Source organism: Pseudomonas sp. RIT-PI-r (assembly GCF_001297015.1).
GTDB lineage: Bacteria > Pseudomonadota > Gammaproteobacteria > Pseudomonadales > Pseudomonadaceae > Aquipseudomonas.
In genome coordinates this window covers 140,430-165,341 of sequence record NZ_LIGE01000025.1, presented here as the reverse complement: position 1 = coordinate 165,341, position 24,912 = coordinate 140,430, and the positions used below count along the sequence as shown (strand labels likewise).

Genomic DNA, 24,912 nt, shown 5'->3' with positions numbered 1-24,912 from the left:
AAAAAAGAAATTATTGAAGCGCCAGCGAGCGCTGATTGGCCGCGATGTCGATCATGCGTAGGCCTTGATCGACGGCGCCATTTGCGAGGCGTTGTAATTGAGAATGCGCCCGTCGGCTTCGACGCCATAACGGCCGTTCAGCGACTCCAGCGGCAAACCGTAGAGGTGGAAATGCAGGGTGGCCTGCTCGCCTTCGACACGAATGCCATGCAGGTCTTCACCGAGAAACGCGATTGATGTGCCAGGCTGCACGATCACTTCTTCTTGCAAGTGCAACGTGGTGAACCCCGGTTCGCGGCCTTCGTCATCGCGACGGTAAACGTAATTGATTTCCTCGCCTTCGACGGCGCTGATGATCGCCCAGGTTTCGTGGTTGTGGGGGATGGTGCTCTTGCCAGGCAACAACGAGTTCAGATACAGCGTCGGTGTGTCGCCATCGTCATTCAGACGGTAGCGAAACGCCGTGCTGCCCTGCCCCGGCACCGGCGCGGGAAATGCCTCGAAGTTGAACAGATCACGCCGTTCGGCAAGGTCTTCGAGCAGGACAACAATTTCTGCCAGGGCAGCGCGGTCGACGCCACGTTTATTGATCACACGGATTTTCTGCAGAAAATCCTCAACGACGGCGGCACGGTTTTCGTTACTCATGAACAGGCTCCTCGGTGTCAGACGGACAGGCTGTAGCGACCCAGATTGGTCAGCAGATAGGGGTCATTGGCGACGACAGGACGGCGCCCCGGATCGCCCAAGGCATGGCGCAAAAAGGTTTGCGTGCGCTCGCTGTCCGGGTGTTGAAAAATCTTCGCGGCGCTGCCGTGTTCGACGATCACGCCGTTTTCGGTGAAGTAGACGATGTCGCTGATTTCCTCGGCGAAACGCATCTCGTGGGTCACCAGCACGCAGGTCATGCCCTCTTCGGTCAGCTCACGAATCACCGTCAACACTTCACCAACGGTTTCCGGGTCGAGGGCCGAGGTCACTTCATCGAACAGAATCAGTTCCGGGCGCATCGCCAACGCCCGGGCGATCGCCACGCGCTGCTGCTGACCACCGGAAAGTTGCCCGGGAAAGGCATCGGCCTTGTGCTCCATACGTACTTTGGCGAGCAAGGCACGCGCCTCTTTTTCCGCCTCGATCCGGCTGCGGCCGAGGACTTTGCGCGGCGCGATCACCAGGTTCTCCAGCACCGACAAGTGCGGAAACAGGTTGTACTGCTGAAAGACAAACCCGACCCGTTTGCGCAATTCGATGCGCTGGGCCTCCTGAGCCAATGTGTGCACCTCGGTGTTGCCCACGCGGATCGTGCCGCGCTGTGGCTGCAGCAGACCGCTGATGCAGCGCAAAATGGTCGATTTGCCGGAGCCGGACGGGCCGATGATCGACACCGCCTGACCACGATGCACATCCAGGTCGATGCCCTTGAGCACCGGGTTGCTGCCGAACGACAGGTGCAGATTGCGCAGGCTGATCAGAGGCTCGGCGACGGTTTCAATAGAAGGCATAACGTCGCTCCAGGTGTTGGGTAAGACGGGAAATCGGGTAGCAATAGGCGAAGAACAACGCCAGCAGACTCAGGTAAATCACCACGGTAAAACCGGTCATGTTTACCGTGTTGCTGGCGATTTGCGCGGTATCGATCACGTCGTGCACGCCAACCAGTGAGGCCAGCGCGGTACCCATGGTGATGACGGCATACAGGTTCATCCACGGCGGCAACATGCGCTTGAAGCATTGCGGCAAGATGATCGAGCAAAAGATCTGCCCGCGGCTGAAGGCCAGCGAACGCGCGGCTTCCCACTGGGTGCTGGGGATTGAAGCAATCGCGCCGCGGAAGATTTCCGCGACGTTGGCGCTGGCCGGCAAGGCCAGGCCGATGGTCACCTTGACCCAGTCCGGGAACGACACATACGTGCTGCCGATGTGGATCTCGAACGGAAACACGTAAGTGGTGAAGTAGATCAACACCAGCCACGGTGCATTGCGGAAAATCTGCACCCAGATTCGCGCTGGCAGGCGCAGCAAGCGCAATGGCGATAAGGCCAGCGCGCCCACCAGCAACCCCAGCAGCGATCCCAGGCCGATCGCGACCAGACTGATCAGAATGTTCTGCGCAAAGCCTGCGGCCAGCGCCGGCGACCATTGCAGCAGCGCTTTGAGCACCGGACTTTGTGGAGTGAAGCAGACCAGCCAGAGCACAATGCCGGCCGCCAGCAGCAGCTTGCCGAGGTGTCGACGCGGCCAGGTCAGCGGCGCGGCAACGGATGATTCAATGGCCATAGCCGGGCATCCTCAGGCGCGCTTCGAGGTAGCGCCCCACACAATTGACGGTAAAACTCAGCAGGCCGAAAAAGCTCAGGATCAAAATCATCAGCTCCAGCACGTTGTCGCTCTGGGTCCAGATCATGATCGCCGCGTAGGTGATGTCGCCGACGGCAATCGCCGAGGCCACGGCGGTCATCTTCACCAGATCGATCAGGTTGTTGATCAGTGACGGCAAGGCAAAACGCAGAGCCAACGGCAGTTGCACGTTCCACAACAACTGGCGGCTGTTGAACGCCAGAGAGCTGGCAGCCTCCAGCGTCACCGCAGGCACAGCCTCAATGCCGGCGCGCAACGCCTCGGCATGAAAAGCGCCTTTGTGCAGTGAGATCACGATCACCACCCAGGCGAACGGCGTCAGCGGATTCGCCGCGCCGACGGCCTGGGTCAACAACATGTTCAGCACCAGGAATGCGCAATACAGTTGCACCAGCGTCGGTGTGTTGCGGGTGACTTCGACAAATACCCGCGCCGGTCTGGCCAGCCACGGTTTGCCTGAGGTCAGCATTGCCGCCAGGCCGACACCGGCAAGCAAGCTGCCAACGATGGTCAACAGGCACAGCCACACCGTGGTCAATGCGCCCTGTGCCAACGTTCCGCGCTGATAGGCGTCGAGCAGAAAGCTGTAATTGAGACCGAAACCGGCGGTCCAGTGGACGAACATTTCCAGCCAGTGATTCATGCTGCGCCCCGCAATTGTCGGCAGGCATGAGCGATGCGCCGCCCGGCTTCAGCCACGCTGTCGGTCGCGGTGGCGATTGACAGGCGAAACCACGGCGACAAGCCATAAGCACTGCCCGCCACAGCCGCGACACCCTCATCCAGTAAATACGCGACGACATCCGCGTCATTGTTCAGGCGCACTCCGTCCGGGCGATAACGCCCGAGCAGACCGGCGCAGCGGACAAACACAAAGAAGCCGCCCTGTGGCTCAAGCACTTCCAGACCGTCGATATCGCGCAAGGCGTTCACCAGCAAATCCCGCCGCCAGTGATAAGCCGCCAGCTGTTCCGGCAAGAAATCCAGGCCGCCGTCGAACGCTGCCAGTGCGGCGGCTTGCCCCACCGAGGACGCACCGGAAGTCGATTGCGACTGCACGACCGTCATGGCCTCGGTCAGCACTTGCGGGCCGGCGCCGAAACCGATGCGCCAACCGGTCATCGCGTAGGTTTTCGAGACGCCGCCGACCAGCAGACAACGCGCTTGCAGATCGGGCGCCACATTGAGCAGGCTCTGTGCCGGTTGTCCGTCAAAGCGAATGTGCTCGTAGAGTTCATCCAACAGGATCAGCACCTGCGGGTGACGGCGCAGAACGGCGGCGATCGCTTGCAGTTCAGCCACGCTGTACACCGCGCCACTCGGATTGCCGGGGCCGTTGAGGATCAGCCAGCGGGTCCGTTCGCCGATGTGCTGTTGCAGTTGTTCGGCGCTGAGCTTGCAGCCCTGCTCAAGTTCGCATTCGATAAACACCGGCTCGCCGCCGTTGAACCGCACACTGTCCGGAAACGACGGCCAATACGGCGTCGGCACCAGTACTTCATCACCGTCATCCAGGGTCGCGGCAAACGCGTTGAAGATGATCTGCTTGGCGCCGTTGGCAATCACGATGTCGGCCAGCGGATAGTCGAGACGGTTTTCTCGCTGCAGTTTGCGCTGCACCGCCAGGCGCAAGGCTTTCACGCCGGGGGTTGGCGTGTACTTGGTCGCCCCGGCAGCGATGGCCGCACAGGCGGCTTGCTTGATGTGTTCGGGGGTGTCGAAATCCGGCTCGCCGGTGGTCAGGTCGAGAATGTCGCGACCGGCCTCACGCAATTCAGTCGCGCGGGATTTGGCGGCGGCATTGGCCGACAGCGAGACGCGTTGCACACGTCGGGACAGGCGCAGGTTCATGGCGCAATCACCTCCACAACCTTACCGGGATTGAGCAGGTTTTTCGGGTCCAGCGCCTGCTTGATGCGCCGCATCAGGTTCAGCTCAACCGGGCTTTTATAGCGTTCAAGCATGTCCGGTTTGCGCTGGCCGATGCCGTGTTCGGCGCTGATCGAACCGCCGTGGGCATGGGCGCTGTCGTGGACCAGCTCGCTCAATGCGGCGTAGTTGGCCATGTGCGCCTCGACGGTCGAATCCAGCGGATGCGCCACGTTGTAATGCAGGTTGCCGTCGCCCAAATGACCGAAGGTGAAATGACGCACGCCGGGGAAATGTGTTTGCAACAACGCATCGGTGTGCGCGACGAACGCCACGATTTGCGAAATTGGCACCGAAATGTCGTGCTTCATATTGCGTCCGGAGCGCTTCTGCGCCTCGCTCATGTTTTCCCGCAGCAGCCATAGCGCTTCGCTTTGAGCGAGGCTTTCGGCGATCAATGCGTTGGCGAGCAAGCTGTTTTCGAACGCTTCGCCGAGTACCTCTTCAAACGCTTCGCGCGCGTGGCTTTCGCTGTGGTTATCCGACAGTTCGAGCAAGGCGAACCACGGCAGACTGACGCCGAGAAACGGTTGCGGGCCTTCGGGAAACTGCTCGCGCAACAACGCCAGACACTCGGCGCTGAGCAGTTCGAACGCCGTAAGGCTGGCGCCGAAACCAGCGCGTGCATGGGAAAGGAATGCCACCGCTTGAGCGAGAGAGTCGAAGGCCAGCAACGCCGTGGCGTGCGCCTTGGGTAACGGAAACAGCTTCAGCGTCGCCGCGGTGATAATGCCGAGTGTGCCTTCGCTGCCAATAAACAGATCGCGCAGGTCGTAACCGGTATTGTCCTTGCGCAAACCGCGCAGACCGTTCCAGATTTCACCCTCAGCTGTCACCACTTCCAGACCCAGGGTCAGTTCGCGGGTATTGCCGTAGCGCAACACCGCAGTGCCGCCGGCATTGGTGCCCAGATTGCCACCAATCGTGCAACTGCCTTCGGCGCCCAGACTCAGTGGGAACAAGCGTCCGGCCAGACGGGCAACGTCCTGAACGTTTTGCAAAATGCAACCGCTCTCGACGGTCAGGGTGTCGTTATCGGTGTCTACCGAGCGCACCCGATTCAGGCGATCAAGCAGCAACAGAACGGCGTGACCGCTGGCGTCCGGCGTGGCGCCGCCCATCAGACCAGTGTTACCGCCCTGCACCACGATGGGGGTGTCCCGTGCCACGCAGGCACGCACTACCGCCGCGACTTCCTCGGTACTTGCCGGGTGAACCGCGGCAATGACTTGCCCCACATAACGGCCCTGTTTGTCAGTCAGATACGCCGCCGCGTCTTCGCTGCTCTGTACATGGTTGGCGCCGAGCAGTTGCTGCAACGCTTCGAACAATGCCCCGCTCATGGTTGCGCCGCCAACGGCGCCGCATTGCGGTATTGCTCGTGCAAATCACGCAAGGCTTGCGACGGTGCCATGCCGGTGCGCTCGCCGAGCTCGATCAGCCAGCCACTGCGGTGCCAGTCACGGACGATGGCATCGAGTTTTGCCTGGGTATCGTGCTCGCCCTTGCGTAGCCAGATCACTGAGTTGGACGGAATCAGATCGCCCGGCAGCGGCGTTTCATAACCTGACCACTCGGCATCGCTTAATAATGCGTGCATGGTCGGGCTGACATGCACCGCTGCCACACAACCATTGCCGCGCAGCGACAGCAGCGACTCCGACTGACTGCGGAACGCCTTGATCTCGGCACCGTAGGTTTCCTGCAAAGGCTTGATGAAGTTGCTGCCCTGCGACACGCACACCGGTTTGCCCTTGAGATCGGCCCATTGGCTGATGCCCGCGCCCTTTCGAATCAATGCCGCGCCACCGACTTCCTCGTAAGGCGTGGGCACGTAATCGAGAATCTCGGCGCGCTCTTCGGTGAACTGCATGTTGGCAATCAGGATGTCGACCTTGCCCTGCTGCAAGAACTGCACGCGATTGGGTGCCAGCACCGAGACGGTTTTGGCTTCGACGCCCAGCGCCTTGGCAATGCCCTTGGCCAGTTCGACGTTATAGCCCAGGTGCTCGCCGGTTTTCGGCTCGATCGTACCGAACGGCGGGCCGCTGAGAATCACCCCGACGCTGATGGCGTGGCGTTGCTCGATCTTGTCCAGCGTCGCATCGGCCTGGGCGAGGCTGGCGACCATACCAGCACACCCGGCCAGGCACAGGGTGAGCAGATTTCTTGCGGAAAAATGACGGTTCATGCACGACTACCTTGCAAGGCCATCGCGCAGCACGATGGACCGTGGAAAACGTGGGCGATCAGGCGCCGTTGGCTTGAAACTGCTGTTGCAGTTCCACCAGCGCAGGTGATGCGGGGGTGATGTGGTTGCGGGTCTGGGCTTCAATCAGCCAGCCGCTGCGATGCAGGTCTTGAATGATCGGATCGAGCCTGGCCTGAGTGTCGCTTTCGCCGCGACGGGTCCAGATCACCGACGGCGCCGGGTTGAGTTCCGGACTGATCGCTCGATAGCCCTGCCATTCGGCGGAGTCAGCCAGCAGCGGATTGATCAGCGTGGCGTCATGCACCGCCGCGACGCAGTTGTTGCCACGCAGGGCGAGCAACGATTCCGACGAACTCTTGAAGGCTTTGATCTCCACGCCCAAATCGGTCAGCGGCTTGACGTAACTGCTGCCCTGCGAGGTGCAGACTGCCTGGTTTTTCAGATCTTCCCAGCGGGTGATCTTGCTGTCCTTGAGTACAGCGGCGGTGCCACCGACGCGATAGAACGGCGTCGGTACGAAGCCGAGGATCTCGCCGCGCTCGGCGGTCCACTCCATGTTGGCAATCAGCAAATCGACTTTGCCTTGCTGGAGAAACTGCACGCGGTTGGCAGGCAGCACCGGCACCAGTTGCACTTCAGCGCCGAGGCGACGGCCCAACTCCTGCGTGAGTTCAACGTTCAGGCCGCGCGGTTTCTGCGTGGTGGGATCAACCCCGCCGAACGGGCCACCGGACAGCAACACGCCGACCACCAACTGATGACGCTGCTCGATCTTGTCCAGCGTCGCATCGGCATGGGCAGTCGCAGTTCCGGCCAACGCGATCAGAGCGCCCAGTACCACGGGCAACCATTGTTTAACAGGCGTGCGCTTGAGCAACATGAACTTCCCCCAGATGGTTGATCGGCGTACCCCGATCTGTGTGAGGGCATCCTATGTAGCGCGCGGGTGTAACGGAAATTCAAATATCTAATATCGTTATAACTCGGCGTATTGCGATTTTTGGCATAAGCCTTTAAGCCTAGCGTTTACTGGGAATTCGGATCGATCAACTCAAGCCATCGACAGAAACACATCAATATCTGTAATGTTTAGCGTTGCCGTATTGATATAAAACAGCCAACAGGAATGGCCATGTCGACCTCATCTACCCTCGACCTCGAATTGCTGCGCACCTTTATTGCTGTTGTGGATCACCACAGTTTTGCCGAGGCCGGCGCACAACTGGCGCGCACGCAGTCGTCGGTCACCCAGCACATGCAGCGGCTGGAGCAACTGGTCGGCGTGAGTCTGTTCGAGAAGCGCGGGCGGCAAAAACAACTCACCGAGGCCGGATTGCAGTTGTTGCGCAATGCGCGGCAAATGCTTTTGCTCAACGACGAGGCACTCCATGGTCTGCGCGAAAGCACTCTGAGCGGTGTGTTGCGCATCGGCTCGCCTCACGACATCGCCGACACCATCCTGCCGCCGATACTCAGCCACATCGCCCGCTCGGCCCCGCGCCTGCGGCTTGAGATCGACGTCGGTCGCAGTCCGTTTCTGATGGAAGATTTGCACCGCGGCAAGATCGACATGGTCATTTCCACCCGCCAGGACGCCAGCCTCGAAGGCTTCGCCCTGCGCACTTCGCCGGTGTGGTGGATCTGCTCGGCGCAGTACATCCATAACCCCGGCGAACCCCTGCCGTTGATTCTGGTGGATGAACCGAGCATCTATCGACGTTACGCATTGGAAGCGCTGGAACGCGCGAACATCCCATGGCGTCAGGCGTATCTGGCGTCCAATCTGATCGGGATCAAAGCGGCAACACGCGCAGGTCTTGGCGTCACGGCGCGGAGTATGGAAATGCTCGGGCCGGACATGCGCGTACTGGGTGAAACCGACGGGTTGCCACGGTTGCCGGACGTGACCTATCACCTGTGGATCCGCCCCAACACCGTGAACCCGATGGTGCGCCGGGCTTATGAATTGATCAGAAGCCGCCAGGGGGCATGACTGTTCTCCGACGCTGCAAGATTTGTGGGCTAAGCTGCTTTTTAATGCCGTGCGTCGGCTGATCGCTGAGCGCTGACTGAACAAGACACTGTTGTAGAACTGTCATAACCCACATTTTCCCTGACATAAACGCGTCTTTCGCCGACATTCCATAAACCTGCTCGACCCTCTGAGTACGCCAGTTCCGGCTCAGGCGCGTTATTCAACAACGAACAACGCTTTATTACTGAATTTGTGATTTAACTAGGTAGTTACCTAACTATATAATGCGCGCCTCATTTCAACGGGACACTCAACGTGAAGCAGAGTCAACGCCTCTCGGGCATATCAAAATTCATTCTGATCGGGCTGGGCGTCGTCATCGCCCTGCTCGGCTTGGCGCTGGCTGCGGGCGGCGTGAAGTTGGTCAGCCTGGGAGGCTCGTGGTACTTCCTGCTGGGTGGCCTGGTCATGGCCGTTTCCGGTCTGTTGATCGCGCGCTTCAAGCTTGCCGGTGCGTGGTTGTTCGCCGCGTTCCTGGTGGGCACCGCGATCTGGGCAGTGATCGATGCTGGCCTGGTGTTCTGGCCGGTGTTCTCGCGCCTGTTCATGTTCAGCGTGATCGGCCTGGTCGTGGCGCTGGTCTATCCGCTGCTCAAGCGTGCCAACGGTGGCGTTGCCGGTCGCGGCGCTTACGCTGTGGCGGCGGTGCTGGCGGTCGGCGTGGTTGTCGCGGCCGGCAATATGTTCGTCGCGCACCCGACCGTTGCCGCAACCGGCACCGGCCCGGGCCTGACCCCGGTCGAGCCGGACAAGGCGCAAAAAGACTGGGCGCACTACGGTAATACCGAAGGTGGCAGCCGCTTCGCCGCGCTGGACCAGATCAACCGCAACAACGTCGACAAGCTGAAAGTCGCGTGGACCTACCACACCGGTGACGTCGCCGAGAGCGATGGCAACGGCGCCGAAGACCAGCTCACTCCGCTGCAGGTTGGCAACAAGGTGTTCATCTGCACCCCGCACAACAACCTGATCGCCCTCGATGCCGACACCGGCAAAGAGCTGTGGAAGAACGCGATCAACGCGCAGTCGAAAGTCTGGCAGCGCTGCCGTGGCATGGCCTATTTCGACGCCACCAAAGCGATTGCTCAGCCGAGCAACTCGTCGATCATCGAAGCCAAGCCTGCGCCGGCCGCCAATTGCCAGCGTCGTCTGCTGACCAACACCATCGATGCGCGCCTGATCGCGGTCGATGCAGACACCGGCGAGTTCTGCCAGGGTTTCGGCAACAACGGCCAGGTTGATCTGAAGGCCGGTCTGGGTAACGTGCCGGACAGCTACTATCAGCTGTCCTCCGCTCCGTTGATGGCCGGCACCACCGTGGTGGTTGGCGGTCGCGTAGCTGACAACGTGCAGACCGACATGCCCGGCGGCGTGATCCGTGGTTTCGACGTGATCACCGGCGCCATGCGTTGGGCCTTCGACCCGGGCAACCCGCAGGATAAAAACGCACCAGCCGAAGGCAGCACTTATGTGCGCAGCACGCCGAACAGCTGGGCACCGATGTCCTACGACCCGGCCACCAACACGGTTTTCCTGCCGATGGGCAGTTCGTCGACCGACATCTATGGTGTCGAGCGCAGCAAACTCGATCACACCTACGGTGCTTCGATCCTCGCGCTGGACGCCACCAGCGGTGACGAGCGTTGGGTATTCCAGACCGTGCACAACGATCTCTGGGACTTCGACCTGCCGATGCAGCCGAGCCTGATCGACTTCACCAAGGACGGCAAAAGCATTCCGGCGCTGGTCATCGGCACCAAGGCCGGGCAGATCTACGTGCTCGACCGCGCCACCGGCAAACCGCTGACTGACGTTAAAGAAGTCCCGGTGAAAGCGGCGAACATCCCGAACGAACCGTACTCCCCGACTCAGCCGAAATCGGTGGGCATGCCAGAAATCGGTGCTCAGCACCTGACTGAATCGGACATGTGGGGCGCCACCCCGTACGACCAATTGCTCTGCCGCATCGACTTCAAAGGCATGCGCTACGACGGCCTGTACACCGCGCCGGGCATGGACAAATCGCTGAGCTTCCCGGGTTCGCTGGGTGGCATGAACTGGGGCAGCCTCTCCACTGACCCGGTACACGGCTTCATCTTCGTCAACGACATGCGCCTGGGTCTGTGGATTCAGATGATCCCGTCGCAGAACAAAGGCCAGGCCGCTGGCGGAGGCGAAGCGCTGAACACTGGTATGGGCGCCGTTCCGCTGAAAGGCACGCCTTACGCCGTGAACAAAAACCGCTTCCTGTCGGTAGCCGGCATTCCTTGCCAGGCACCACCGTTCGGCACGCTGACGGCGATCGACATGAAGACCCAGAAAATCGCCTGGCAGGTTCCGGTCGGCACCGTTGAAGACACCGGTCCACTGGGTATCCGCATGCACTTGCCGATCAAGATTGGTCTGCCAACCCTCGGCGGCACCCTGTCGACCCAGGGTGGTTTGATCTTCATCGCCGGCACCCAGGACTTCTACCTGCGCGCCTTCAACAGCGGCAACGGTGAAGAAGTCTGGAAAGCACGTCTGCCAGTCGGCAGCCAGGGCGGGCCGATGACCTATGTTTCGCCGAAAACCGGCAAGCAATACATCGTCATCACCGCCGGTGGCGCGCGTCAGTCGACCGATCGCGGCGACTACGTGATGGCTTACGCCTTGCCGTAAACCACTGCGTCCACGTTAAGCGCGGACGCTTGCTTCGAGCGCGGCACCTTCGGGTGCCGCGCTGCTTTCCCCCTTATTGCTCATGTTTTCTGCAGGAAGATTTACATGCTATCGGCTGTTGGTTTTTCCCGTTCCGACCTGTTCAAAGGCCTGTTGCTGGGCGTCGCTTGCACCACCACCCTCCCCGCGCTGGCGGACAACGATGCCGATCTGTTGAGCCGCAGCACCCTGACCGGCGACTGGGGTGGCTTGCGTCACCAGATGGATGAACAAGGCATCAAGTTCACCGGCGATTACAGCGGCGAAACAGCCTACAACGCTGACGGTGGCCTGCATCGCTCGGCGCGCTACTCGCAGAACATCAAGCTCGGCGTGCAGTTCGATCTGAGCAAACTGTATGGCTTCGACAACGCCGGTAAAGTCCAACTGACGATCAATGACCGTCGCGGCAACAGCGCTTCGGAAGACTTGGTCGGCAACCGTTTGCCGATCCAGGAAAACTACGGCGGCTTGTACACGCGCCTGACCGAACTCAGCTACGAGCGCAGCCTGTTCACCCCGGCGCTCAACGTGAAACTCGGTTACATGGCCATGGGCAATGACCTCGGTGGCCTCGACAGCGGCATTCTGTGCAACTTCATGAACGCCGGTTTCTGCGGTCACCCGCTGAACATGTCTGGTGGCAGCGGCTGGACCAACTACCCCAACGCGCACTTGGGTGTGCGGGTGAAATACGATCTGTCGCCGTCGTGGCAATTGCGCGTGGCCGCGTTCAACGTCGATCCGGAAAGCAACGGCAACTCCAGCCGTGCCTGGCACCTGGGCCCGAAACACACCACCGGTACCGTGGTGCCGATCGAGCTGGTGTACAAGCACGCGGGCGAGCTGCCGGGTGAATATAAAGTCGGTTACTACTACGACAGCTCCGACGTGAAACGCATCGGCAGCAGTAAAGAAGTGTCCGGTCGCGGTGGTCATTATCTGTTGGTCGATCAAGCCGTGTGGCGCTCGGAGTCGTCCGAAGGCCGCAGCCTGCATGCCTTCGGCCAATACTCGGCGGCCAGCGAAGCGGCTTCGCCGTTCAGCAAGTGGTACGGCACCGGCGTGGTTTTGTACAAACCGTTCGAAGGTCGCCCGCGTGACACCGTCGCTTTGGGCTACGGTCGCGCCGTGCCGAACCCGCGCAGCCGCGATGTGCAGCAAGACGCCGCGCTGGACAATGGCGCCGCGTTCCCGAACCTGGACAGCGCCGAACAATTGATCGAGCTCGGCTACGGCTATCAAGCCACGCCATGGCTGACCCTGCGTCCGAACATGCAATACATCATCGAGCCGGGCGCGTTCTCCGGGCAGGACATCGACAATGCGTTGGTGTTTGGTCTGCAGGTGAAAGCGTCGCTGTAAACCCTCGGGTTTGCAGGCACAAAAAAACCGGCGCAATGCCGGTTTTTTTGTGTTCGAACATCAGGCCTGATCCAGAACCTCCGCCACGCCTTGATCCTCACCGAGGAACCCGCCGCTCTGATGTTGCCAGAGCCGCGCATACACGCCGTTGCGTTCCAGCAGTTCGCTGTGGGTGCCTTGTTCGATGATGCGCCCTTCGTCCATGACGATCAGGCGGTCCATCGCTGCAATCGTCGACAAGCGGTGAGCAATCGCGATCACGGTCTTGCCCTGCATCATCTCGTCGAGGCTTTCCTGAATCGCCACTTCGACTTCTGAATCCAGCGCGCTGGTGGCTTCGTCGAGCAGCAGGATCGGCGCATTCTTCAGCATCACCCGGGCAATCGCCACACGCTGACGCTGGCCACCGGACAACTTGATCCCGCGCTCACCGACTAGGGTGTCGTAGCCGGTATGGCCCTGGCGGTCGCTGAGTTGGCTGATGAACTCATCGGCCTGAGCGCTGGCTGCCGCGCTGCGAATCTGCGCGTCGGTCGCATCGGGCCGGCCATAAGCAATGTTGTCGCGAATCGAACGGTGCAGCAGCGACGTATCCTGGGTGACCATGCCGATGCAACTGCGCAGGCTGTCCTGGGTTACTTGCGCGATGTTCTGGCCGTCGATGCGAATCTCCCCGCGGTCGACGTCATAGAAGCGCAGCAGCAAGTTGATCAGCGTGGATTTACCGGCACCGGAGCGGCCCACCAGACCGATTTTTTCCCCCGGACGGATGCTCAGGTTCAGGCCATCGAGCACCTGCCGTTCGCCGTTGTAATTGAAGCTGACGTTGTCGAACGTCACCGCGCCGCCGGACGTCTTCAGTACGCCGGCATCCGGCGCGTCCTGCACCTTGGTGCCCTGGGTCAGCGTCTCCATGCCGTCGTGCAGGGTGCCGATGCTTTCGAACAGCGACGTCATCTGCCACATGATCCAGTTCGACATGCCATTGATGCGCAACGCCATGGCCGTGATGGCCGCCACCGCACCGGCGCCGACCTCGCCCTGATGCCAGAGCCACAGCGCATAACCGCCCGCCGACATGATCAACGCCACCACCAGGGCCTGATTGACGATCTCGAACAGGCTGACCAGACGCATCTGGCGAAACCCTGTCAGCTTGAAATCCTCCATCGCCGCCCGCGCAAAATGCGCTTCACGATTGGAGTGCGAGAACAGCTTCACCGTGGTGATGTTGGTGTAGGCATCGGAAATCCGCCCGGTCATCATCGACCGCGCATTGGCCTGCTCCTGCCCGACCTTGCCCAGACGCGGCACGAAGTACCACATCGCCAGCCCGAACAAAATCACCCAGGCCAGAAACGGCAACATCAGCTTCAGCGCAAAGCCGCCGGCCAGCGCAATGATCGCAATGAAATACACACCGATCCCCGGCAGGATCTCGATCAGCGTGAACAACACATCGCGCACTGCCAAAGCGGTCTGCATCACCTTGGTCGTGACCCGACCGGAAAACTCGTCGGAGAAAAACGAAAGGCTTTGCCGCAGCATCAACCGATGGAAATCCCAGCGCAGCCGCAACGGCAAGTTAATCGCCAGAATCTGGTGCTGCACCATGGTGCGCAACGCCACCAGTCCGACACTGAGCACCATGACAATGCCCATGCCCCACAACACCCGCGTCTCCTGCGCCGCCGCTTCCCCGCCGGCCTGCCAGGTCGAGAGCAAATCAACCACCTGCCCGAGGAAGGAAAACAGCCACGCCTCATAAATCGACACCGCGGCACTGAGCAGCGCCAAGGCCAGCACATAACCACGCGCGCCACGGGTACAAGCCCAGAGGAACCGCGCCAGACCGGTGGGCGGTGGCGGCACCTCGTCAGGAGGGAAAGGGTCGAGTCTTCGTTCGAATAGACGAAGCATGTGGGGTCTCCAAACCGATCAAAGGGGGATTTTGCCATTGATTGGTGCATAGGAGGTCTTTGTGAAAAAGTGTGTGTTCAACACGGCCGGTGATTGGCTCGTGTACAACCGTAAGGTATGTGAGCGCTACACAACTGTGCTCACTGACGGTCCGCTGCGGGCGACCAACGCTGACGCTTATGCCAGCCTTGTTGAACGGCTAGGCCCTCGCCGAACTTCCCGAGTTCATCGCCAGTGAATGCCTGGCGGATGGGCGTCTGGTCGCGTTGTTGCCGCGGTGGCGCACGTACGCACCCGGTGAAGCGCTGATCTATAGTCACTTCGCAAGCCATCGGCGTTGTTCAATGTTCTCGCAAGGAGCGCGTATTGATGACTCGACTGCAAACTCTCAAGCTGATCCAGATCGCCCTGGCCCTTCCCGCCTACACCGTGCCGGCCAGCACCACGTTTGTTTTTACGCTGTGGAGTGTCATCGCGTTTCTGATCACCGTGTTCACTTCAGAACCAATAACAGGCGGGTGGTGGGTTCTGTTGGTATTGATTCTCGCCCTGTACTCACAATGGGCCTGCTGGAGCATCTTCGCTGACGCACTGGAAGACGCCCCCACGGTACGGTACCTGCCACTGCTTTTGCTGGGGGTCGTGCTGTCAGTGCTGTTGGGGTTGAGTTCCTGGTTCCTTTTTCACACAGCTCTGATCTGGGTCATGTGCGGGACGCAAGGGATCGCGGCAGGGGTTTTGCTGGTGATCAATTGGGTGCGAAAAAGAGGCATGGGCAGCGACTGAGACAGGCATGCCGGGGCTATACACTCCCAATTAAGCCTTCCGGCGAAGGAAATTCTTCGCATGGCTGCGTCTGGCCGATAACAACCACTCACGATTTCACCCTACCCGTTCTCCCTCCCTCACAAATACCAGCGATACTCCCGCGCCCCAATCTCCTGCATGAACGCCAAATGATCCTGCCGTTTATTCTCGCAATACACATCCACAAACTCCCCACCCAATCCCGCCCGCAACTGCGGCTGATGCTGCATCGCGCGTACGGCTTCGAACATTTCCTTGGGGAAATCAATGCCGCTGTTGCGATCTTCGTTCAGCGGCGCAATCGGTTCCTTGCCCGCCGCCAGCCCATGCTCCAACCCCACCAGGATCGCTGCCAGGACCAAATAAGGGTTGGCATCCGCTCCCGCCAGTCGATATTCAACCCGTAGGTTCTTCTCATCCGACTCGGGAATCCGCAAGCACGCATCGCGATCCTCAAAGCCCCAACTGGCTTTGGTCGCGGTGTTCACCGTGCCGCCGAGGCGGCGCATGGCGTTCTGGTTCGGGGCGAAGATCGGCATGCTGTGTGGCAGCAGTTCCAGGCAGCCGGCGATGGCGTGGCGCAGCGCTTGTTGTTCGTTGGCCGCCAGCAAGTTGTTGCCGTCGGCATCGTACAGACTGACATGCACATGCATGCCGCTGCCGGGGTGCTGCAGATAAGGCTTGGCCATGAAACTGGCGCGGTAGCCGTGTTTCAGCGCAACGCCACGGGTGCTGCGGCAGAATAAGGCGGCCCAGTCCGCTGCGCGCAGGCCGTCGTCGAGGTGGCCGAAGTTGATTTCGAACTGACCCGGGCCAAGTTCGGCGGTGATCACCGTGGCGTCGATGCCTTGGGCGCGTGTGGCTTCGACCATTTCATCGAGCACCGGGGCGAAGCGTGACAGGCGTTCGATGTGCATGTTCGGCTGATCGTCGGCGTCGTCGCTCAGTTCATCGCGGGGGAATTGCGGCAGGCCGTCGCGCAGCTTTTTATCGAACAGGTAGAACTCCAGTTCGAACGCGACCACCGGGTGAATGCCTTTGCGCGCCAGCCGATTGAGCACTTGCGCGAGGACTTCACGGGGTTCGAATTCGATCGGTTTTTCAGTGCCGTCCGAGGTGATCAGCATCTGCCCCAGGGGCTGCGCTTCCCAGGTCACCGGTTTGAGTGTGCCCGGCACCAGACGGCGCACGGCGTCGGGGTCACCGTCGTGGAAGCAGTAATCGCCGATCTCGAACAAACCGCCCTGCACGCCCAGCAATACGCAGTTTTGCGGCAGTTTCAGGGCGCTGCCGGCGGCGACTTTTTCCAGCATGTCGACCGGGTAGCGTTTGCCGTAGAAGTGCCCGGGAATGTCCAGGGAGATCAGGTCGACATAACGCACCTCGGGGTAGCGTTGGCGAAACGCACGTACTTCAGCGAGCAAACCGGCGCAGACAGCGTCCATCGTGTTCATCCTTTTATTATTCTCAGGTGTAGACCCAGAGCACTCGGGTGAGCTGCTCGGTGAGGTTGCCGTAGCGGCAGCGGGTATGGCTGTCGAACTGGAAACTGTCGCCGGCCTTCAGGGTGACCGGGTCTTCGTCGTCGCCCAGCCACAGCGTCAGTTCGCCTTCGAGGACGTAACCGCCCTGCTCCGAGCTGTCGGTCAGATGACGCTCGCCGCTGCTCGCACCGGCTTCCAGATGACTTTCGAGCATGGAGAACGAGGCGCGGATCTGCGGCGACACCAGAATGTCGGTGATGCCGTTGGCGTAATACAGCGTGCGGCGCTCGTCCGGGCGGGTGATCCACGGCAGCTCTTTAGGTTTGGGCAAACTATAGAAATAGGTGGTTGGCACGCCGAAGGTTTCGCTGATCGCGGTCAGATCGGCGACGGTGGGCCGCGACAAGCCGCGCTCGACCTGCGAGAGGAAGCCCACCGAACGACCGATCTTGTCGGCCAGTTCTTTCAGGGTCCACTTCTTGTGCTTGCGCAGGTCGTGGATGAGGATCGCCAGCGCGGCGATTTCTTCTTGCTTGTTCATCGTCGGGTATCCAGAAATGGCCTCTTCAAATGCTGTCACGCAGGCGATACCAGGCTTTGCCGATCGCCTCCAGCGGTGCTGCGAAATGTTTGCCGCCGGGGAAACGACCATTGCTCAGGCCCTGATACAAGGCCAATTCATCTGCGTTGCCGAGAATCGCGTCGGACACTGCACGCGCAGCGGCCAGCGTCGGCAACACGCCATGACCGGAATAACCTTGCAGCCAGTAACGGTTACCCTCGCAACCGACATCTGGCGTGCGTTTAAGAGTCAGATCGATGTGCCCGCCCCAGGCGAATTCCACCTCGACGCCTTTGATCTGCGGGAATACGCGCTGAAGAAACGGCCGGGTTGCCGCGGCGATATCCTTGGGCATGCCGCCCAGATAGGTGCAGCCGCCGCCGAACAACAAGCGGTTGTCCGGTGTGCGGCGGAAGTAATCGAGAACGAATTGGTTGTCGGTGACACAGACGTTGCTCGGCAGCAGCGCGGTGGCCTGCTCCGGCGTCAGTGGCGCCGTGGCGACTTGGTAAGTACCGACTGGCAAGATGCAGCCAGACAGTTGCGGGTCGAGTTCATCGAGGTAAGCGTTGCAGGCCAGCACCAGCACATCGGCACGGACGGAACCGCGTTCAGTGACGACCCGGAAGCCAGCACCCTCCCGCGAATAACTCAAGGCTTTGCTTTGTTCGTAGATGCGCCCGCCGGCCTGTTCGATGGCGGCAGCGAGGCCCAATGCAAGTTTCAGCGGATTGAGGTGCGCACCGTGCGGGTCGTACAACCCGGCCTGATAGCGATCGCTGGCGACCCATTCGGACAATTGTTCGCGGGGGATGAACTGCAAGTCATCGTGGCCCCATTTGTGGCTGGCCTCGCGTTGCCATTCGGTCAGCAGACTGACCCGACGCGGCATCACTGACGTCCACAAGTGCCCTGGCCGATAGTCGCAATCGAAGCCATGCCGACCCGGCAACTCGCGCAGTTCTTCAGACGCCCAGCGCATGCCGTCCCACAAACGCTTGGCGCGTTCATGGCCGAGCGCAGCTTCCAGCGGCGGCATGTCGCACGACCAGCCGAGAATCGCCTGTCCACCGTTACGCCCCGAGGCCGCCCACGCCACACGGCTGGCCTCGAGCACGATCACGCGCTTACCGGCCAGCGCCAGTCGCAGCGCCGTGTGCAGCCCGCTGAAACCGGCGCCGATAATCACCATATCGGCGTTCTGCTCGCCCTCCAGAACCGGCCGATCGCGCAGAATATCGGCGCAACTGTGAGCGTAATAACTGTCGACGTGCTGGCTGGACTGCTGAAACATTCGCGACCTCATGAAATTATCTTTTTATAATTTCATGAAAATCTACAGAAATAATTTCACGCAGGCAACCCGCAGTTGCTCCGGTCAAAAGTCATATCGCGCCGTCATGCCCACTGTGCGCGGGGTGCCCAACACCCCGGTGTAAGCGCCGTTGGGTGAATTCCACAGCGTGGTGTAATAGGTCTTGTCGAAGGCGTTTTTCAACCACAGCGACACGTCCCACTGGCCTTTGCCCCAATCGCCGCGCACCCCGCCGGACAGGTTGACCAGACCATAACCCGGCAACTGCGCCTCGCGGGAATCATCGACGGTGCCGACCGCATGGGAACGCCACGCGTAACTGCCATTGACGTAGGGCTGCAGGCCATTTTGCAGGTTCCATTGATAACTGGCATTGCTGTTGAAGATCCATTTCGACGCACCGACCACCGCGTGCCCACTCAAATCGCAAGCGGCCGGCGCGCCTGGGCGCAAGGCGACTTCCGCCGGGCACGGCGCCTCGTCGTAAGACAGATAGCGCACGTCGTTGAACGAGCCATTGACGTTGATCGTCAGCCCCGAGATTGGCCGCCAACTGCTGTCCAGTTCCAGACCGCGGCTGCGCACGGTGCCGGCGTTGGTCAGGTAACTGGTGAGATTGACGTCGTCATAAGCGTTGGTCTGATAGCCGTGCACCACGGTCCAGAACAGGTTGGCATTGAGCAACAGACGCTGATCGAGCAGCGTGGTTTTTATGCCGAGTTCGGCGTCATTGGCCCGCTCGCTGCCGATCAACAGCGAATCAGCCCCGGCGACTGGCGCGCTCGCCACACTGAGATTGACCCCGCCGGATTTCTCGCCGTGGGACAACGAGGCATACGCCAGCACCTCATCGCTGACATGCCAGGCGAGACTCGCCAGCGCCGAAGGGCTGAAGCTATAAAGGCTCAGATCCCCGGAATCGTAAGTACCGCTCCGCCCTGCCCTGGCAGCCGCTGCTGCGCCGCTGACCCCGGCTCCTCCGACCGGAGCGTTGCGCGTGACCTGCGCCAGTTTGCGTTCATAAGTGCCGCGCACACCGAGGCTGAAATCCAAAACCGGGGTCAGGTGCCAAGTGCCTTGGGCAAACGTGGCGAAACTGTCGGTGTCGACATCGCCGTGGCCGACGCTGGTGACGTTGTTCAGCGCGCCTTGCGGGGTGCCGTTCCAGGTGTCCGCGAGCGGGCCGTAATCGGTGAAGACCTTGTTGCTCATTTCCTGGCGGAAGTAATAAGCGCCGAGCACGTAATCGAAGTGTTCGCCAACCGGCGAGGCCAGCCTGATCTCTTGGGAGTATTGTTTGTCCCGCGCTGATTGCCCGACGTTGTGCATCACATCAACGTTCAACTCATCGTCGTTGCGCGGGGTGAAATCCCACCAGCGATAAGCGCTGATCGAGGTCAGTGTGTAATCGTTGCGCAGATTCCAGTTCGCCTCCAGTGACGTGCCGCCCTGGAACACCGTGACGTTCTGATCGGCGTCCAGATTGACCCGACGCCCGTCTACCAGCGTCGCCCCGACCGCGGCGGCGCGTTGCTCATAACGGTTGAAGCCGTTGATGGTCGGCCCGGTGCTGAACAACGAGCGCGTGCCAGCGCTGGAATCCTCTTCATGATAATCGGCGAGCCAGCGCAGATTGAAATCGTCATTGGGTTGAAACAGCAGTTGGCCGCGCACGCCCTGACGCACGCCGCCACCGAGGGTGTGGCCGTCGAATTCGTTTTTCACGTAGCCGTTTTCGTGGGTTTTGTAGGCGGCGATGCGACCGCTGAGCGTGTCGTTGAGCGGGCCGGAAAAACTTGCCTGATTCTGCGAATAACCGTCCTCGCCCACCGAACTGGCGAAGCTGCCTTGCGGCGTCGATGACGGCCGGCGCGTGGTGATGTTCAGCACGCCTGCCGTGGTGTTCTTGCCAAACAACGTGCCTTGCGGGCCGCGCAGCAGTTCGATCTGCTCGACGTCGAGCAGGTCGAACACCGCCATGCCGGGGCGCCCGAGGTAAACGTTGTCCAGATAAATCCCGGCGCTGCCTTCCAGGCCATCGCTCGCCGGATTGTTACCCCAGCCGCGAATCGACAGGCGCGATTGCCGGGCGTGCATGCACGCGACGTTGACGCCGGGCATCGCCTGCTGCAAATCCTGCAGGCGATACAGGCGTTGTTCCTCGAGGGTTTGCGCGCCAAGCACGCTCATCGCCGTGGGCACTTGCTGCGCGTCTTCGCTGCGGCGCCGGGATTCGACGGTGACGGTTTGCAGCACATCATTGTTGTTGGGCAGATCACTGGCGGGTGCCGGGGGGAAAGGCATTAACGAGCACAAACCCCGGGCGCCAGCGCTAACGGTGCGCGAATAAAGAAGTTTCATCGGTGATTCCTGGAGCGGCCTGAAGCCGCTCTTCGAGAGGAGTCGATACTTCGCTGCGCGTGGCCTGCGTGAGCGTGATCGTTGCGGTGGAGGTTCGGGCGTGCTCAGTCACGCAGCCAAGGCAGGTCGGCGCGCTGATAACGATGGGCACGGAAGATCGCGTTGTTTTCCCCCGGCAGATAACGGCGGGAGGCGGCATCGGGGTAGCTGGCGAAGTGCGGATTGACGTATTCCCAGACAACTTCTCCCGCCGGGCTGACTTCGAACAAGCGGCCAAAGTTGGCCTCGGTCACCAGCGTATTGCCGTTGTGCAAACGCTGCGCGCCGCCCATGAACGGCGTGAAAAACGCGTAGCCGGGCGTATCGGCGTATTGCCATTCGATCTGTTGCGTCGCCGGGTTGATTTCGAGAATGCGCGAGTGCGGCATGCTCACGTGCGGGCGGAAGATGCCGTTGTCGAACACCAGCACGTTGCCGTTTTCCAGTTCACTCGGGCAATGCTGCTGTGCCACCAGATCGTGACCCAAACGCCACAGCACTTCGCCGCTGCCACGTTGGATGGCAATCACCGAAGAGACGCTGCGCAGGCTGAGAATCACCTTGCCGTCGCGGCCCGGCGTCACTGCGTTGGTCATCGGCCAGTGGTGACGTTCGAAGGCCTCGTGCAGCGGATAGTCTTCCGGTTGCAGATGCTCCCAGCTGCGCCATTCCCAAACCACATTGCCCTGACGATCGACTTCCTTGACCACATCGGCATAGATCACCCCGCCCGGCGCCTCACTGCCGGGAATCCCACCGACCACCCGACGGGCCAGTTCAGCACTCAACGGCTCGGCCGTGGTGTAGAGCAGATGGCCGTTGTCCAGCCATTGCGCATCGTGGTGATGCAGCAGATCCGTGTGTTCCCAAACCACTTCGCCGTCCGGCGTCACTTCGCTGAACGCGCCGCCGTGCCACACCGACCAGCCCGGAAACAGGTCGGGTGAATGCGGATGGTTGCCGTTGTAGCCGAGGTTGCCGTTGCGCAGGATCACCGCGTCGCGGCCGGGGCGCTGCGGCAGTTTCCAGCGGTGGACGACTTCGCCATCGAGGTCGATAAGGAACACGTTGCCGTCTGCGGTTTGCGGGGCGAACAGCGTGTAGCCGCCAGCGCTGCGCGCAGGATCGACTGCGATCAGCCCGGTCTTGCGGCGTTTGAGGGTGGTGGTTTCGAGAGCAGGCATCACTTTTCTCCAGGCGTATGAATCCGCGCCGCGAGCAACGCGGCAAGGTGAACTGAATGGGTTATGGGTTTTGCGGCAGTAACGGGTTGAAGCGGTCGTCGAAGATCTGCTCGACTTTCAACGGTCGCGGAATCAGGTGTTCGCTGGCAAACAGGTCGGCCAGATGCTGCTGGGAGGCGATGACCGAAGGTTCGATCGGCACGTAACGCAGCGCCTGTTTGGCGAGCATCTCTTGCACCAGGGCAACCGGGAGTCGAGTGGTTTGCGCGAACACCTCGGCCCAGGCCTGCGGGTTCGCGGTGGCCCACGCTTGGGCTCGGGCCAGTCTGGCGAGCAGATCGCCTAACGATGCTGCCCGTTGCGGATCGTCCAGTGCCTTGAGGCTGGCGACGGTAAAATTCAGCCCGGTTTCCGGCCATGCGCTGCCATCCAGTAAAACCCGCGCCCCACGTGAGGTGGCCTGACCAACGAACGGATACCAGACCGCCCAGCCATCGAGCTTGCCACTGGCAAAGGCATTTTGCGCATCCACCGGGCTGACATAGGCGATGTTCACTTCCCGTGGGGTGAGCCCCGCTTGTTGCAGCGCCGCTAGCAACAAATAATGCCCGCTGCTGCCCTTGGCCACGGCGATGCGCTGGCCTTTCAAGTCGGAAACCTGCTTGGCTGCCGAACCTTCCGGTACCAGCAGTGCATTGTTGTTTTGCGCACCGCTTGCGACGCCAATGATGCGCACATCAAAGCCACCCGCCTGAGCGAACACCGGCGGCGCGTTGCCCACCACACCGGCATCGATAGCACCGGCGCTCAGCGCCTCAAGCATGGTGGTGCCTGCCAGAAACGGGTGCCAGGACAGCGCATAGCCAAGGTTTTGATCTTCGCCGGCGGCGTGGAGCAAGGCTTGAGTCAGGCCGCTTTGGTCGCCGACCTTCAACGGTTCGGCAACGGCGAACGGCGCTTGGCTGAACAACAAGGCAACGCTGCACAGCAGCGCTTTTAGGGGGAGCGCCAGCAGACGCTTGGCAGCAGGAAGTTTTACCGGCATTGTCGGAGGCTCATTTGTGCAGTGATTTCAGTATGTCGAGGCCCGCCGTGTCGCTCCATGCCAAACACCCCTCCTTTGCTGCCACAGCGGACACACGCACCGTGGTGGTTTTGGCCTTTGATGATCTGCTGCTGCTCAATGCCGCCGGGCCGCTGGAAGTGTTCGCCGCCATTGCGCGAGTGTTGGGTGAGCCGTACAGCGCAAGCCCACCGTACCGCTTGCTGATTGCCTCGCCGCGAGGCGGTCAGGTCATGTCGATTTCCGGGATCAGCGTGACCACCTGTTCGCTGGAGCAGATCGATGACATCGTCCCGCTGATCGACACCCTGATCGTCGCCGGTGGACCGGGCATGGCCGCCCTCGAAGCCGACGAAGAGGCCTGCGCGTGGCTGCGGCGCCGCTCCGTTGATATCCGTCGGCTCTGTTCAATCGGTACGGGTGCCTTTGCCTTGGCCGCAGCCGGCCTGCTCGATGGTCGGCAAGTAGTGACGCACTGGAAATTCGCCGCCGAACTGCAAGCGCGTTACCCCGCTGTGCACTGCCACACCGACGCGCTTTATCTGCACGATGGCAACCTCTGGACATGCGGAGGCGCCACGGCAGGCATCGACTTGGCCCTCGGCCTGGTCGAACAGGATCTCGGTGCCCACACGGCACTCGCACTGGCGCGGTATTTCACGGTGTTTATGTGGCGTGATGCCGAACAACCGCAGCTCAGCGCTTCGCTGAATGCTCAATCGAAAGCCCTGCGCACCGATCCGGATGTGCGTCTGGCCCGGCTGCACGGGTGGATTGCGGCGAATCTGAACGGTGATTTGCGCGTCGAACGGCTGGCAGAGCAGTTCGGCATGAGCCCCCGTCACTTCGCCCGCGCCTATGTCGCCGCCACTGGCGAAACCCCGGCGCAAGCGGTGGAGAACCTGCGGCTGGAGACCGCTACACGATTACTCAAAACCACCAGCGAACCGATCAAGCGCATTGCCGAAACAGCGGGTTTTGGCCGCGAGGAGCGCATGCGTCGCGCCTTCCAGAAGCACTTGGGCACCAGCCCGCACGGTTATCGCAATGAAATGAAGGCCGCCGCGTCGGGTGCGGGTCAGCCGTTGGGGATTGCGCTGGCGGGTCTCGCCCAATAACGCGGTTAATGCTGTAGCGCGTAACGCCGGCAGTATTCCAGATAGCCTTTTTCGTGATTGCCAACCAGTTGCACGACACTGGTCCACAGCCAGGACGGCGCATCCAGACGTTTGGTTCGGCAGGTTTGCAGATCCGCCATCCACTCGGATCGAGTAGCCAGATCCATTTGCCGGGCATGCGCGACGCCGACGACCCGCGCCAGATACCCGGCCGCGAGCATCGCATCGCGCTGACTCAACTGATCGAGTTCCAGCTTCATGTCCTGCGGCAACAGTTCGCGGACAAATCGGGCGGCTCGAGGTGCAGCGGCGCCGACGGCTTCCTTGATGTCGAGCAGGCAATATTCCTCATCATCGCCCTTGCCTACGCCGAGAGTTCCGCGCTCAGGGCAATCCTTGCGACAGCTCCTACACTCTCCTCAGGGAAAAAAAGCGCCAAGCACTGAATTATTTCGTGTCC

20 protein-coding genes and 1 pseudogene are annotated in these 24,912 nt (G+C 61.0%); 5 read left to right on the top strand and 16 right to left on the bottom strand.

Features of this window, described 5'->3' with window-relative positions; all coding sequences use genetic code 11:
• Positions 1–51: 51 nt before the first annotated feature.
• From AK821_RS12680 to AK821_RS12645, 8 genes are read right to left on the bottom strand one after another with little or no spacing between them, the layout of a single operon-like run.
• On the bottom strand, positions 52–648 hold the full coding sequence (locus tag AK821_RS12680; RefSeq protein ID WP_064389956.1) for a cysteine dioxygenase: 597 nt from the start codon (positions 646–648) through the stop codon (positions 52–54).
• Between the two features lie 17 nt (positions 649–665).
• Positions 666–1,502, bottom strand: a complete 837-nt coding sequence (locus AK821_RS12675; RefSeq protein WP_064389955.1) for an amino acid ABC transporter ATP-binding protein — start codon at positions 1,500–1,502, stop codon at positions 666–668.
• Positions 1,489–2,277, bottom strand: a complete 789-nt coding sequence (locus AK821_RS12670) for an amino acid ABC transporter permease (RefSeq protein WP_064389954.1) — start codon at positions 2,275–2,277, stop codon at positions 1,489–1,491. Before AK821_RS12670 ends, AK821_RS12675 begins: the two co-directional genes overlap by 14 nt.
• Positions 2,267–3,001 carry an amino acid ABC transporter permease gene (locus AK821_RS12665; protein WP_064389953.1) on the bottom strand — a complete coding sequence of 245 codons (735 nt, stop codon included), beginning with the start codon at positions 2,999–3,001 and terminating at the stop codon, positions 2,267–2,269. Before AK821_RS12665 ends, AK821_RS12670 begins: the two co-directional genes overlap by 11 nt.
• A complete protein-coding gene (locus tag AK821_RS12660) occupies positions 2,998–4,209 on the bottom strand; it encodes an aminotransferase class I/II-fold pyridoxal phosphate-dependent enzyme (protein WP_064389952.1) in 1,212 nt (403 codons plus the stop codon). Before AK821_RS12660 ends, AK821_RS12665 begins: the two co-directional genes overlap by 4 nt.
• On the bottom strand, positions 4,206–5,630 hold the full coding sequence (locus AK821_RS12655; protein WP_064389951.1) for an FAD-binding oxidoreductase: 1,425 nt from the start codon (positions 5,628–5,630) through the stop codon (positions 4,206–4,208). The genes AK821_RS12660 and AK821_RS12655 overlap by 4 nt, the downstream gene beginning before the upstream one ends.
• Positions 5,627–6,478, bottom strand: a complete 852-nt coding sequence (locus AK821_RS12650; RefSeq protein ID WP_064389950.1) for a transporter substrate-binding domain-containing protein — start codon at positions 6,476–6,478, stop codon at positions 5,627–5,629. Before AK821_RS12650 ends, AK821_RS12655 begins: the two co-directional genes overlap by 4 nt.
• A 58-nt stretch (positions 6,479–6,536) precedes the next feature.
• On the bottom strand, positions 6,537–7,379 hold the full coding sequence (locus tag AK821_RS12645; protein WP_064389949.1) for a transporter substrate-binding domain-containing protein: 843 nt from the start codon (positions 7,377–7,379) through the stop codon (positions 6,537–6,539).
• A gap of 252 nt (positions 7,380–7,631) precedes the next feature.
• Between AK821_RS12645 and AK821_RS12640 the strand changes: the two genes are divergently transcribed.
• The 3 genes from AK821_RS12640 to AK821_RS12630 all read left to right on the top strand — a co-directional run bounded on the left by AK821_RS12640 (position 7,632) and on the right by AK821_RS12630 (position 12,599).
• Positions 7,632–8,492: a LysR substrate-binding domain-containing protein gene (locus AK821_RS12640; protein WP_064389948.1), complete on the top strand. Its 861-nt coding sequence runs from the start codon at positions 7,632–7,634 to the stop codon at positions 8,490–8,492.
• Between the two features lie 297 nt (positions 8,493–8,789).
• The gene (locus tag AK821_RS12635; protein ID WP_064389947.1) at positions 8,790–11,195 is read left to right on the top strand and encodes a glucose/quinate/shikimate family membrane-bound PQQ-dependent dehydrogenase; all 2,406 of its coding nucleotides are present in this window, start codon (positions 8,790–8,792) and stop codon (positions 11,193–11,195) included.
• Between the two features lie 105 nt (positions 11,196–11,300).
• Entirely contained in the window at positions 11,301–12,599 is a 1,299-nt protein-coding gene (locus AK821_RS12630; protein ID WP_064389946.1) for a carbohydrate porin, read from the top strand.
• A gap of 60 nt (positions 12,600–12,659) precedes the next feature.
• Here AK821_RS12630 and AK821_RS12625 read toward each other — a convergent pair whose 3' ends face one another.
• Positions 12,660–14,519, bottom strand: coding sequence for an ABC transporter ATP-binding protein (locus tag AK821_RS12625; RefSeq protein ID WP_064389945.1), 1,860 nt, complete (start codon positions 14,517–14,519; stop codon positions 12,660–12,662).
• 369 nt (positions 14,520–14,888) lie between these two features.
• Between AK821_RS12625 and AK821_RS12615 the strand changes: the two genes are divergently transcribed.
• On the top strand, positions 14,889–15,305 hold the full coding sequence (locus tag AK821_RS12615; RefSeq protein ID WP_064389943.1) for a hypothetical protein: 417 nt from the start codon (positions 14,889–14,891) through the stop codon (positions 15,303–15,305).
• A 119-nt stretch (positions 15,306–15,424) separates the two neighbouring features.
• Here the strand turns inward: AK821_RS12615 and AK821_RS12610 are convergent, their stop codons facing one another.
• The 6 genes from AK821_RS12610 to AK821_RS12585 all read right to left on the bottom strand — a co-directional run bounded on the left by AK821_RS12610 (position 15,425) and on the right by AK821_RS12585 (position 23,316).
• Positions 15,425–16,771: a glutamine synthetase family protein gene (locus AK821_RS12610; RefSeq protein ID WP_064389942.1), complete on the bottom strand. Its 1,347-nt coding sequence runs from the start codon at positions 16,769–16,771 to the stop codon at positions 15,425–15,427.
• Between the two features lie 22 nt (positions 16,772–16,793).
• Positions 16,794–17,351 (bottom strand): helix-turn-helix domain-containing protein, encoded by a 558-nt coding sequence (locus AK821_RS12605; RefSeq protein ID WP_064389941.1) that lies wholly within the window; start codon positions 17,349–17,351, stop codon positions 16,794–16,796.
• A gap of 25 nt (positions 17,352–17,376) precedes the next feature.
• Positions 17,377–18,666: an NAD(P)/FAD-dependent oxidoreductase gene (locus AK821_RS12600; protein ID WP_064389940.1), complete on the bottom strand. Its 1,290-nt coding sequence runs from the start codon at positions 18,664–18,666 to the stop codon at positions 17,377–17,379.
• A gap of 84 nt (positions 18,667–18,750) precedes the next feature.
• Entirely contained in the window at positions 18,751–21,048 is a 2,298-nt protein-coding gene (locus AK821_RS12595; RefSeq protein ID WP_064389939.1) for a TonB-dependent receptor, read from the bottom strand.
• Between the two features lie 104 nt (positions 21,049–21,152).
• Complete coding sequence (locus AK821_RS12590) at positions 21,153–22,271, bottom strand: aryl-sulfate sulfotransferase (protein ID WP_064389938.1); 1,119 nt, start codon at positions 22,269–22,271, stop codon at positions 21,153–21,155.
• A 61-nt stretch (positions 22,272–22,332) separates the two neighbouring features.
• Positions 22,333–23,316, bottom strand: a complete 984-nt coding sequence (locus tag AK821_RS12585; protein WP_064389937.1) for an ABC transporter substrate-binding protein — start codon at positions 23,314–23,316, stop codon at positions 22,333–22,335.
• Positions 23,317–23,417: 101 nt separating this feature from the next.
• Between AK821_RS12585 and AK821_RS12580 the strand changes: the two genes are divergently transcribed.
• Complete coding sequence (locus AK821_RS12580) at positions 23,418–24,452, top strand: GlxA family transcriptional regulator (protein ID WP_236708308.1); 1,035 nt, start codon at positions 23,418–23,420, stop codon at positions 24,450–24,452.
• Between the two features lie 5 nt (positions 24,453–24,457).
• Here the strand turns inward: AK821_RS12580 and AK821_RS29475 are convergent.
• Positions 24,458–24,826 (bottom strand): annotated as a pseudogene (locus tag AK821_RS29475) (DUF2252 family protein); the annotation flags it as partial.
• Between the last annotated feature and the right edge of the window lie 86 nt (positions 24,827–24,912).